We start from the raw sequence: 11,957 nt of genomic DNA on the forward strand, positions 1-11,957 counted from the left end.
AATAAGTAAGAAATTTTTTATTTAAGCGTAATCCTCATAGAATATTTGTTAAAATAAATTAGGTGAGATAATTTACAGGAGGAAGTTAAGGTAGGTGACATAGTTGGGAAAGATCATTTCCATAGCCAACCAAAAAGGAGGAGTCGGAAAAACGACGACTTCTGTTAATTTAGGGGCTTGTTTGGCCTTTATTGGAAAAAAAGTATTGATTGTTGATATTGATCCTCAAGGAAATGCGACAAGCGGCGCAGGAATTGATAAAGGTGAAGTCAACGAATGCATATACGATGTACTTGTAGATGATTTGGCGATTGAAAAGGTGATTAAAGATACAGCGGTAGAAAATTTATATGTGGTTCCAGCGACGATTCAATTGGCAGGGGCAGAAATTGAGCTTGTTCCGACCATTTCGAGAGAAGTTCGCTTAAAGCGCGCGATGGACCAAATCAAGGATGACTTTGACTATATATTAATTGATTGTCCTCCTTCCCTTGGTTTGTTGACCATTAATGCATTGACGGCATCCGATTCCGTCTTAATCCCGGTCCAGTGTGAATACTATGCTCTTGAAGGATTAAGCCAGTTGTTGAACACCGTCCGTCTTGTACAGAAGCATTTAAACCACCATTTAATGATAGAAGGTGTCCTGTTGACAATGCTTGACGCAAGAACCAACCTGGGGCTACAAGTCATTCAAGAAGTAAAAAAATATTTTCAAAACAAGGTATATCAAACCATCATTCCGCGGAACATCCGGTTGAGTGAAGCTCCCAGCCATGGTGAACCGATTATTATTTATGATCCTAAATCCAGGGGAGCGGAAGTATATTTAGATCTCGCAAAGGAAGTGGCTGAAGTTGGCTAAAGGTCTTGGAAAAGGCATTAATGCTTTGTTTGCGAATATGGAAGTAGGAACCGAGGAAGCGGTTCGAGAAATAAGTCTAAGGGAAATTAAACCAAACCCATACCAGCCGCGAAAACTATTTTCCCCTGAAGCGATTGATGAATTAAAAGAATCCATTAAACAGCATGGTATTTTACAGCCTATCATCCTTCGCAAAATCGGAAAGGGCTATGAAATCGTAGCTGGTGAACGGCGCTTTCGTGCTGCAAAGGCCGCCAGATTGGCAACCATTCCTGCCGTCATTAGGGAATTTAATGATGAGCAGATGATGGAACTCGCCGTATTGGAAAATTTACAGCGGGAAGACTTAACACCCATTGAAGAGGCAAGAGCCTATCAAACGTTAATGACCAATTTGAATGTAACACAAGAAGAATTGGCCAAACGGCTTGGAAAAAGCCGCCCGCATATTGCCAACCATGTCAGACTTCTTGCCCTTCCTGCCGATATTCAGAAATATATTACGGAAGGCAAGCTTTCGATGGGGCACGGACGGACATTGCTTGGTTTAAAGCGGAAAGAGCAAATGAAATTAATGGCGGAAAAAACAATCAAAGAGGGACTGAACGTCCGCCAACTTGAAAAACTGATCCAAAACATAAACGAAAATGTTCCACGTGAAACAAAGAAAACACCACCTAAAAAAGATGTGTTTATCAGGGAACAGGAACATCGTTTACGGGAAAAGTTTGGAACAACCGTAACGATTAAGCAAACCAAAAACAAAGGAAAAATTGAAATAGAGTTTTTATCTCCGGAAGATTTAGAGCGCATTTTGGAGTTAATCAATTTACAAGATTAATATGGATGAGACATGGGAAAAAGTCAGGTGAGTACATGGTATTGCTGGGAACGATTGTAAATGGTATTTGCATTATCATCGGTACATTACTCGGAAGAATTTTGCGGTTCATTCCTGAAAAAATGAAAGAAACAGTTATGTACGGTATTGGACTATCCGTTATAGTACTGGGACTGCAAATGGGTTTTAAAAGTGAAAACTTCTTGATCGTCATCATTAGCATCGTGTTTGGCACTGTCCTCGGCGAATGGTGGTCGCTTCATGATCAATTAAATGCCTTGGGACGTTGGCTGGAAAAGCGCTTGGGTTCAAAAGAAGAGGGAACGGTCGCTCAAGGCTTTGTAACAGCAACCCTCATCTTTTTAATCGGCGCGATGGCGATTATCGGGGCGCTCGACAGCGGGATACGAAACGATCATGACGTCCTCTTTACTAAAGCGGTTATCGACGGTTTTACCGCCTTTATTTTATCTACGACACTCGGCATTGGGGTCATTTTTTCCGCTATTCCAGTTGTCGTTTATGAGGGAGTGATCGCGCTATTCGCAACCCAAATCAATCGAATCGTTCCTCAGCCATTAATGGATCATTTTATTTTGGAAATGACGGCAGTTGGTGGCATCATGATTTTTGCTATCGGGCTCAATTTAGTCGGCATAACAAAAATACGGGTTGCGAATTTACTTCCAAGCATTCTTGTCGTGGCCATGATCGTTACAATATTGCATTTTTTTTAGTAAAATATTTAATAAAAATCTAGCTGGGAATTGTGCCACGGTCAAACACTGTGGTTTTTTTATTTTTTCATGTTACTTTGCCGATCTTTTATCAGTCATATGAAAACGCATGCGTTGAAACATACTTTTCTGAAAACAAATGCGGTCCGCTTCCAAAATACCGGCGGAAATTTGCTTGGCCAGTTTCATGACAAGACTTAAGCGGGTGTTTTGCAGGACGACAAATTCCATATGGCCTGCCACATTGACGATTCCCGTAATGGATGCGTGGCCGACTTCGGGCAATTTTTTATGTACCCCGGCCCCCGGCTTGACGGGTCCTGCGTTCACTTTAATGTCGCCGATGCTCGCGATACGTCCGAGACAAGCATCAATTCCGATCATAAAGGGATTCCTGTAATGTGCTTTTATATATTTTAAAATGTTTTCGAGGTTCATGGCATGTACTGGATCATCCAGAGTCCCGAACACATGAAATACATTCAACCCATTTTCTTGTAAAAATGAACCGATTAAAGGCCCTAATGAATCCCCGGTGGAGCGGTCTGTACCGATGCAAACAACAACGATTGGCCGATCAACAGAGCGGGGAAACAGCCCTAATATCGTTTCACATATTTTATGTGAGGCCATTGGATCTTCATAATGTACAATCAGTTCATTTCCCATAAATGATTCCCCTTTCCTGTTCGCTCAGCCAACACGAATGAACCTTGTGATAACCAGTATACGAAGAAGCTGTCTTTTCTATACATGGATAAATTGCCGGCTCCTTTCATGTGTGGAAATGGAAGAAGGTTATTGATAAAATAGGAACCAAATCCAAGGCAAGCCAGGTGAAGACATATTGGAAGAAAAACTCGATCAAGTTGAAAAGCAAACAAACAAGTTCGTAGAAAAGTTTACCGATTTGGATTTATGGATTGATGTCGGCTTTGTGGCATTAAAAATTCTCATGATTTTAGTGCTATCCTTTATTGTGGTAAAAGTCGGAAGGGCAGCAATCCAAAACATTTTTAAAAGAAGAGCGAGAGTGCCTCTTCAGTTTTCAGAACGCAGGGAAGCAACGCTAGTGAAGTTGTTGCAAAACATATTAACTTATACCGTTTATTTTGTGGCGATCGTCACCATATTATCGTCATTGACAGTCGATGTAACGGGCCTTTTGGCTGGTGCGGGGATACTGGGGCTAGCTGTCGGATTTGGCGCCCAAAACCTTGTAAAGGATGTAATTGGCGGTTTTTTCATCATCTTTGAAGACCAATTTTCCGTCGGAGACTACGTAAGAATTGGCCAATTTGAAGGAACCGTTGATGAAATAGGGCTCCGCACTACGAAAATACTGAATTGGACAGGCGAACTATACATTATTCCAAACGGCAATATAACGGAAGTAACAAACTTTTCCCTCCACAACAGTGTCGCCATTGTTGATATCTTTCTCGGATATGACGCGGATTTAAAGAAAGTGGAAGCCCTGATCGAAAGCGTATTGGAAAAGATGCCGGAAAAATACGAGGAGATTGTCAGTCCGCCAAGTATTCTCGGCATTCAACAGTTTGGTGCTTCAGAAGTCATTTTAAGAGTAACGGCCGAAACATTACCGTTACAAAACTGGTACATTGCCCGTGAGATCAGGAAGGCGATCAAACTGGAACTGGATGAACACAAAGTAGATGCTCCGTATCAACGGATTGTCATGTTTTCAGGCACTGATCGTCAAGAGCCATCTCAATTAGGTGAAACAGAAGGGGGATAAAAATGGAGCAAAAAGAATTTGATCTTCATGACGTTGTAGAAATGAAAAAACCGCATCCATGTGGAACAAATCGTTGGCGCATCATTCGTATGGGGATGGATATTAGAATGAAATGTGAAGGCTGCGGCCATAGCGTCATGCTGCCCCGCAGGGAATTTACACGCAAATTGAAAAAAATCTTGGAAAAGCATGAAGGCTAATTCATGCTTTTTCTTATGGTTTACAGGGTTGTCTTTTATAGAAGGACTCTCTATAATTATGAATGGATTGGGGAGAGATTTTCCCTAGAGTAGAGGAGTGACCGATATATGGCTCTAACAGCAGGAATTGTTGGCTTGCCAAATGTGGGCAAATCAACTTTATTTAATGCGATTACAAAAGCCGGGGCAGAAGCTGCCAACTATCCGTTTTGTACGATTGATCCTAATGTGGGGATCGTCGAAGTGCCGGACCCACGCTTGGAAAAATTGACAGAGCTTGTCAAACCGAAAAAAACGGTGCCGACTGCTTTTGAATTTACGGATATTGCGGGGATTGTCAAAGGTGCCAGTAAGGGTGAGGGTCTTGGGAATCAATTTCTTTCCCACATTCGCCAGGTGGATGCCATTTGCCATGTTGTCCGCTGTTTTGCGGATGGAGACATTACCCATGTTTCCGGAAAAGTGGATCCAATTGATGACATCGAAACCATTAATTTGGAATTAATATTGGCCGACTTGGAATCAGTGGATAAACGTATTGGCCGTGTCGAAAAAATGGCCAAACAAAAAGACAAAGAAGCGATGGTTGAATTTGAAGTGCTTAGCAAATTAAAGGAAGCTTTTGAAGCGGATAAACCAGCCAGAGCCCTTGATTTTACGGAAGATCAGGCAAAAGTTGTAAAGCAATTCCACTTATTGACAAGTAAACCGGTATTATATGTAGCAAACGTCGGGGAAGAAGACGTTGCCAATCCTTCTGATAATGAATATGTACGAAAAGTCATGGATTATGCAGAAAATGACAATGCCGAAGTCATTGTCATTAGCGCAAAAATTGAAGAAGAAATAGCGGTTCTGGATGATGAAGAAAAAGCAATGTTCCTCGAAGAGCTTGGCATTAAAGAATCCGGCCTTGACCAGTTGATCCGAGCCGCATATGATCTGCTTGGTTTGGCAACATACTTTACGGCCGGGGAAAAAGAAGTACGTGCTTGGACTTTTAAAAAAGGAATGAAAGCTCCACAATGCGCCGGTATTATCCATACAGACTTTGAAAAAGGATTCATCCGTGCGGAAACAGTTTCTTACGAAGACTTGCTTGCTGCCGGTTCCATGACAGCTGCCCGGGAAGCCGGAAAAGTCCGTTTGGAAGGAAAAGAATATCTCGTTCAGGATGGAGATGTCATTCATTTCCGATTCAACGTCTAACGACTCTGCGAACAGTGCCCTATTTTTATATTTTTTTACACAAATAAACCGAACAATTATAAATGAATTGTTCGGTTTTTGGCTATTTCGTATTTGCTTATGTTCCAGGTTTTTTCGATTAGAAGGCGCGTAAATATGAATATGATGTATATGGCGGCCAGGCAATGCTAAAGCGAGCCTGGTTTTCTTTATGTTATAAAGCAGGATTAAATGGGGGTTACACCGAATGTATGAGGAATAGTTTGATCATTCCAACAAGGAGGAATCTTATTCCATGAGAGAAGTTGTCATAGTCGAGGCTGTCAGAACGCCCGTCGGGAAGAAAAATGGCATGTTAAGCGGCATTCGGCCGGATGAACTGTTAGCCAAAGTGCTGAAAGAGGTGGTTGACAGGGCCGGGATCGACAGTAGCTTGATTGAAGATGTGATTGCCGGCTGTGTCACGCAGGTAGGTGAACAAGCGAATGATATTGCCAGATTGGCCGCATTAATCGCCGGTTTTCCCATTACGGTTCCGGGGGTTACGCTCGACAGACAATGCGGATCAAGCCAACAGGCGGTCCATTTCGCTTCGCAAGCGATATTAAGCGGCGACATGGATGTTGTCATTGCCTGCGGGGTAGAAAGTATGTCACGTGTGCCGATGCTCTCAAACTTGCAAGGGGCAACATATAGTCCACTTTTAACAAATCGCCATGAAATCATCCATCAAGGGTTATCCGCGGAAAGAATTGCGGAAAAGTGGGATTTTACGAGAGAAAAGCTTGATCAATTTGCGCTAAAAAGTCATGAAAAGGCGCTGCGGGCTATCCAAGAAGGGCGGTTTGAAAAGGAAATCATCGAGATCGAGACTGAAAAAGGCATCATGAAAACCGATGAAGGCCCGCGGGAAGATACATCAATGGAAAAGCTTGCTAGTCTTGAACCACCTTTTTTGAAAAAGGGGAGAATCACAGCGGGAAATGCAAGTCAAATCAGTGACGGAGCGGCGGCCATTTTGCTAATGTCCCGGGAAAAAGCAAATGAGCTCGGCATAAAAGCCCGCTTTAGAATCACTGCGAGGTCAGTTGTTGGCTCGGATCCAACACTCATGTTGACAGGGCCGGTACCAGCAACTGAAAATGTATTAAAAAAGGCGGGGATGCGGCTTTCTGACATTGATTTATTTGAAATCAATGAAGCATTTGCTTCAGTCCCGCTGCACTGGCTGAAAGAGACAGGTGCCGATCCTGAGAAATTGAACGTAAACGGAGGAGCCATCGCTTTGGGGCATCCATTAGGAGCAAGTGGAGCAAGAGTCATGGCGACACTGGTTCATGAGTTGGAAAGACAAAATAAAAAATATGGGCTACAGGCAATTTGTGAAGGATTTGGCATGGCAAACGCAACCATTATCGAGCGGTTGGAGGGATCATAAAATAACCTTAAGGAGTGAAAAGAATTGGGGCCGACACTTAGGGATATTTTCGAACAAACTGTTGCCAAATTTCCAAGTAAAGAAGGTTTGGTCGATCGAAGGCTCGGCAAAAGATGGACGTACCAAGAATGGGACGAGGACGTCAACAAGCTTGCCAATGCTTTTAAACAGTCAGGGGTGCAAAAAGGAGACCGTGTTTCCACGGTTTTGTTTAATACGGCCGAATTGGCAACAACATTATTTGCCTGTATGAAAATTGGAGCTGTCTTTAATCCGGTCAATTTTCGGTTAACTGGAAAAGAAGTTGCGTTTATTTTACGAGATGCCAGCCCAAAGCTTGTTTTATTTGAAAACGCAACGGCCAGTGCGGTAAAAATGGCTGCACAATCGTTTCGGGACATGGAATTTTGGTCAATAGATGAATGTCATGAGCCTTTTGCCAAAAGCTATGAAGAGCAGGTAAGCGGCATGTCTTCTAAAAGACCTGAATGTAAACTGCATGAAGATGATCTTTATGCGATCATGTACACATCCGGAACAACTGGAATGCCAAAAGGGGTGATGCATTCTCACCGAAGTATGATTGATCAAAGCACCATTATGTCGGCAGTCATGCGCATTACGAAAAATGAAAGAGGCTTGAGTGTCGCGCCAATGTTTCACTGTGCAGAACTGCATTCTGCTTTTTTACCGCGCATCCTGATGGGCGGATCAAATATCATTATGCATCATTTCGATCCGAAGGAATTGATCAAAACAATTAAGGAAGAAAAAATCAGTTTCTTTTTTGCCGCCCCCACCATGTGGTATATGATGTTGAGGGAAGATTTATCACAAGCCGACTTTTCTTCGCTCCGTGCCGGTCTATACGGAGGGGCGCCGATGGCCCCGGTGCTTGTAAAAGAAGTCAATCAAATGTTAAACATTGACTTATATCAAGCATATGGCATGACGGAAATGGGCCCTGCTATTACTGTATTGTATGAAGATGAACAACTAATCAAATCGGGTTCATCCGGAAAGCCGCTAATCCAGCATGACGTGCGTATCGTCAAAACAAGGGAAGACGGTCCATCTGATCCTGAAGACATATGTGGAGCAGGTGAACTTGGAGAAATCATTGTTCGAGGCCCAAGCACGATGTTGGGATATTATAAACAGCCCGAAGCGACGACAGCAGTTTTTTACAAAGGATGGTACCATTCAGGAGACATCGGGTATGTTGACAGCGAAGGGTATCTTTGGGTGAGTGACCGGGTAAAAGATATGATTATTTCAGGAGGAGAAAACATTTATTCACGAGAGGTGGAAGATGTTTTATTTGAGCACCCGAAAGTATTGGATGCAGCAGTTGTCGGAGAGCCGGATGAAATGTGGGGAGAACGTGTCGTTGCCTTTATCGTGAGTAAAGATGAATTGTTGACAGCGGAAGAACTCGACCGCTTTTGTACGGAACAAGGCCGATTGGCGCGTTATAAGCGTCCGCGACGATATGAATTTGTTGATAAGCTGCCAAGAAATGCAAGCGGCAAACTGCAAAAATATCTATTGAGGGAAAAAAACAAAATAAACGGTTAGTTTTTCCAGTCATAAATACCCTTTTTCTTCAAAAAATAGAACAGAACCAATGGCATTTGTTATTGGTTTGGCCTTTGAGAAAAAGGGGGTGCACTGCGTGACAACACTTCGGAGAATTGCTTTGGCGTTAGTCATTATTGGCGCAATTAACTGGGGATTGATCGGATTATTTAGATTTGACCTCGTTGCGGCCATCTTTGGCGGACAAACTGCCGGCCTGTCAAGACTTGTTTACACATTAGTTGGATTAAGCGGCCTCATTTGTTTGTCTTACTTCTTTGATGGTGATACCGAGGAGGTTGCTCGGGATCGGGAAGTGGATCAGCAAGCAAGGACAAACACAACGAACCAACCGAACTATGGAACAGAGTTTGCTGAAGAACCAGATCTTGATAAATTGTATAACCCTTCACAAGAAACTTACGAAAAAGATAAAGAATGATGTAAAGGCCATGCAGCAGCATGGCTCTTACTTTTTTATGAATTGTTATTCTCTGGACTTTATGATATAATTTTTCCTTGTGAGTAATGAAAATTGCTCCTTGCCCCTTTAGGGGCCGCATAGACCACAAGGAGGTGTAAAAGATGAGAAAGTACGAAATCATGTACATCATTCGTCCAAACATCGAGGAGGAAGCAAAACAATCGCTCATCGAGCGTTTTGATCAAGTATTAACTTCTCATGGTGCAGAGATCATCGAATCAAAAGATTGGGGCAAACGACGTCTTGCATATGAAATCGAGGATTTCCGCGATGGTTTTTACCGTCTAATCCACACAAATGCAAGTCCTGAAGCAGTTCAGGAATTCGATCGGCTTGCAAAAATCAATGATGATATCATCCGTCACATTGTCATTAAAGAAGAAGAAAAATAAATGTTTCACGTGAAACAATTTTAAGAAGTACACGGGAAGGGGTTGATTCTGATGATGAACCGAGTTGTATTGGTAGGCAGATTAACGAGGGATCCGGAATTGCGGTATACCCCAAGCGGGGTGCCGGTCGCCAATTTTACATTGGCTGTAAACCGAACATTTACGAATCAGCAAGGGGAACGCGAAGCGGACTTTATTAATTGTGTCATATGGCGTCGTCCAGCAGAAAATGTCGCCAACTACTTAAAAAAAGGAAGTTTGGCTGGTGTTGATGGCCGGATTCAGTCGCGCAGTTATGAAGGGCAGGACGGAAAACGCGTGTATGTGACCGAAGTTGTTGCGGACAGTGTCCAGTTTCTGGAACCTAGAAGTGCAACCCAACAAGACCGAGGTGGAGATTTTGGAGGAAGCCAATTTGGTGGTGGAACCCAAAAAAGCCAAGGTTATTCTTATGGGCAACAGGAACAACAGGGAAGCCAAGGATATACTCGGACAGATGAAGACCCGTTCTCTAACGATGGACAACCGATCGACATTTCTGATGACGATCTACCATTCTAATCATCATAAAAGGAGGTTATGCAAATGGCAGGTGGACGCAGAGGCGGACGCAAACGCCGGAAAGTGTGTTTCTTTACTTCGAACGGAATTACACACATTGACTATAAAGATATAGACTTGCTTAAGAAGTTTATTTCTGAACGTGGCAAAATTCTTCCGCGCCGTGTAACTGGAACGAGCGCCAAGTATCAAAGAAAATTGACAGTGGCTATTAAACGTGCACGTCAAATGGCGCTTCTTCCGTTTGTTTCAGGTGAATAATGGTTTTCGAAACAGTAAGGGGTAGACTCTTGCTGTTTTTTTGTCCCGCTTTACGGGCTGAACGAGCATCGTAAATGGGGCGATTGGCAGATAAAAGCCGATTGGCTTAACCAACAATCGGCGAAAAAGGTTTCCAGAGATTGGAGCTTCACTTTCTGGCAGTGCCTCTCATTTTAAAAGATGGCAGGAAAACGGGAATGAAATAGAGGATGAACTTCCAGATAAATGGGTTTTAACCACAATCGGCGAAAAAGGTTGCTGGAGATTGGAGCTTCACTTTCCGCTTTAACGGGCAGTAGGCCTCCCAACAAAGCTGAAAGTAAGTCAAAGGGGTAAGATGTTGAGTTAGATTTCCAGTAAAGCTCGATTTTTTCGGGTCGACAAGACAAGTAAAAACCTTCGGCAGCGCCCTAGCGCGCGCGGTTTGATCGCCAAGATGTTTCGACACACCGGATGTGCGGGTGCAAGCGCAGTGGTGCCAAGGTGAGATTCGACAATATCGTCATCGTAAGTGAAAAAGCGTAAGTGTCGTCTTGAGCTTTCCAATAAGATGCTTTCGATCTTAGTCTTTGTTCTGCTTCTTATCAGTAAGATCATCTTTACTGATAAGAAGTTTTACTTTATAGCCATCAGTTGAATGAATAGTCAACAATCGTTAAAATGAAAAGGTATATATGTTTGTGATGAGGTGAAATAGTGAAAGATACCCGAATGCTCACGGAAGGGGCCCTCATGCTCGCTGTGTTTGCTGTGTTGATGTTCCTTTCCGTTTATGTCCCGGTCATTGCGTTTATCACTAGTTTATTTTTGATTCTTCCATTTCTTTTATACAGTGCAAAGCACCCGCTGAAACATGCGTTTCTTTTACTGATCGGTGCTATTGCGATGTCAGCTATTATCAATATCATGTTTGTTCCGATTGCCATCTTGTACGGAACGACAGGGTTGGTGATGGGGTATTGTATTAGAAGCGGAAAGAGCAAACTGATTTCATATATGGCATCAAGTATGGTGTTTTTAGGAAATATTGTTCTCTTTTACATCGCGGCCGTTATACTATTAGAAATCAACCTTATGGATGAATTGATAAAGAGCTTTCGATCTTCGGGCGAAAGTTATGCCGAACTTATGAAATCATTGGGGCAAGTGCCCAATGAGCAAGTTACACAGCAAATAGAAGAAATGATCAAGTTACTGAAAGCATTGGCGCCAAGCTTGCTGATCGGGGTTTCTTTTCTGACAGTCATACTGTTGATGGCTGTGAACTTTCCGATATTGAAAAGAGTCGGCGTGAATGTTCCGCAATTCTCTCCATTCCGTACTTTAAAATTTCCGAGAAGTATTTTATGGTATTATTTAATTACCATCATTATTTCACTTGTAGCTGACTTGGAAGAGGGTACATATTTATATATGGTCGTCATGAATGCGACTTATATTTTGCAAATGATTCTGTTTATCCAGGGATTGGCTTTTATCTTTTATTACAGTTATTTGAAAAGCTGGCCTAAAGCCATTCCAATCATGGCTACGGTCATGACCTTTTTATGGCCGATCTTTTTTTCAATCGTCAAGTTATTGGGTATAATTGACTTAGGTTTTGATTTAAGAGAGCGGTTGGCTAAGAAGTAAATTTAGGATTAAGGGAGCTGA

14 protein-coding genes are annotated in these 11,957 nt (G+C 42.6%); 13 read left to right on the top strand and 1 reads right to left on the bottom strand.

Annotated elements, in window-relative coordinates; genetic code table 11:
• Positions 1 to 103 precede the first annotated feature (103 nt).
• The 3 genes from JOC94_RS18265 to JOC94_RS18275 are packed head-to-tail and all read left to right on the top strand — an operon-like array spanning position 104 to position 2,443.
• Positions 104 to 865: a ParA family protein gene (locus tag JOC94_RS18265; protein WP_077109399.1), complete on the top strand. Its 762-nt coding sequence runs from the start codon at positions 104 to 106 to the stop codon at positions 863 to 865.
• Positions 858 to 1,706: a ParB/RepB/Spo0J family partition protein gene (locus JOC94_RS18270; RefSeq protein WP_077109398.1), complete on the top strand. Its 849-nt coding sequence runs from the start codon at positions 858 to 860 to the stop codon at positions 1,704 to 1,706. Before JOC94_RS18265 ends, JOC94_RS18270 begins: the two co-directional genes overlap by 8 nt.
• A 35-nt stretch (positions 1,707 to 1,741) precedes the next feature.
• Positions 1,742 to 2,443 (top strand): DUF554 domain-containing protein, encoded by a 702-nt coding sequence (locus tag JOC94_RS18275; protein WP_077109397.1) that lies wholly within the window; start codon positions 1,742 to 1,744, stop codon positions 2,441 to 2,443.
• Positions 2,444 to 2,515: 72 nt separating this feature from the next.
• Here JOC94_RS18275 and yyaC read toward each other — a convergent pair whose 3' ends face one another.
• Positions 2,516 to 3,112, bottom strand: a complete 597-nt coding sequence (gene yyaC / locus JOC94_RS18280; RefSeq protein ID WP_077112048.1) for a spore protease YyaC — start codon at positions 3,110 to 3,112, stop codon at positions 2,516 to 2,518.
• Between the two features lie 175 nt (positions 3,113 to 3,287).
• Between yyaC and JOC94_RS18285 the strand changes: the two genes are divergently transcribed.
• The 10 genes from JOC94_RS18285 to JOC94_RS18330 all read left to right on the top strand — a co-directional run bounded on the left by JOC94_RS18285 (position 3,288) and on the right by JOC94_RS18330 (position 11,936).
• The gene (locus JOC94_RS18285) at positions 3,288 to 4,202 is read left to right on the top strand and encodes a mechanosensitive ion channel family protein (protein ID WP_408021934.1); all 915 of its coding nucleotides are present in this window, start codon (positions 3,288 to 3,290) and stop codon (positions 4,200 to 4,202) included.
• 2 nt (positions 4,203 to 4,204) lie between these two features.
• Positions 4,205 to 4,402: a DUF951 domain-containing protein gene (locus JOC94_RS18290; RefSeq protein ID WP_077112046.1), complete on the top strand. Its 198-nt coding sequence runs from the start codon at positions 4,205 to 4,207 to the stop codon at positions 4,400 to 4,402.
• Positions 4,403 to 4,510: 108 nt separating this feature from the next.
• Positions 4,511 to 5,611 carry a redox-regulated ATPase YchF gene (gene ychF, locus JOC94_RS18295; protein WP_077112045.1) on the top strand — a complete coding sequence of 367 codons (1,101 nt, stop codon included), beginning with the start codon at positions 4,511 to 4,513 and terminating at the stop codon, positions 5,609 to 5,611.
• A gap of 274 nt (positions 5,612 to 5,885) precedes the next feature.
• Positions 5,886 to 7,028, top strand: a complete 1,143-nt coding sequence (locus JOC94_RS18300; protein WP_205180045.1) for a thiolase family protein — start codon at positions 5,886 to 5,888, stop codon at positions 7,026 to 7,028.
• A 24-nt stretch (positions 7,029 to 7,052) separates the two neighbouring features.
• Positions 7,053 to 8,606: an o-succinylbenzoate--CoA ligase gene (gene menE / locus JOC94_RS18305; RefSeq protein ID WP_205180047.1), complete on the top strand. Its 1,554-nt coding sequence runs from the start codon at positions 7,053 to 7,055 to the stop codon at positions 8,604 to 8,606.
• A gap of 97 nt (positions 8,607 to 8,703) precedes the next feature.
• A complete protein-coding gene (locus JOC94_RS18310; RefSeq protein ID WP_077112042.1) occupies positions 8,704 to 9,048 on the top strand; it encodes a DUF378 domain-containing protein in 345 nt (114 codons plus the stop codon).
• 143 nt (positions 9,049 to 9,191) lie between these two features.
• Positions 9,192 to 9,482, top strand: coding sequence for a 30S ribosomal protein S6 (gene rpsF, locus JOC94_RS18315; protein ID WP_077112041.1), 291 nt, complete (start codon positions 9,192 to 9,194; stop codon positions 9,480 to 9,482).
• A 51-nt stretch (positions 9,483 to 9,533) separates the two neighbouring features.
• Positions 9,534 to 10,043, top strand: coding sequence for a single-stranded DNA-binding protein (gene ssb, locus JOC94_RS18320; RefSeq protein WP_077112040.1), 510 nt, complete (start codon positions 9,534 to 9,536; stop codon positions 10,041 to 10,043).
• A gap of 24 nt (positions 10,044 to 10,067) precedes the next feature.
• Positions 10,068 to 10,304 (top strand): 30S ribosomal protein S18, encoded by a 237-nt coding sequence (gene rpsR, locus JOC94_RS18325; RefSeq protein ID WP_077112039.1) that lies wholly within the window; start codon positions 10,068 to 10,070, stop codon positions 10,302 to 10,304.
• A gap of 696 nt (positions 10,305 to 11,000) precedes the next feature.
• Positions 11,001 to 11,936, top strand: a complete 936-nt coding sequence (locus JOC94_RS18330) for a YybS family protein (protein WP_205180049.1) — start codon at positions 11,001 to 11,003, stop codon at positions 11,934 to 11,936.
• The last annotated feature ends 21 nt before the right edge of the window (positions 11,937 to 11,957 follow it).

Origin of the sequence: Siminovitchia thermophila, from assembly GCF_016909185.1 — a bacterium.
In the GTDB taxonomy this organism is placed as follows: domain Bacteria; phylum Bacillota; class Bacilli; order Bacillales; family Bacillaceae_C; genus Siminovitchia; species Siminovitchia thermophila.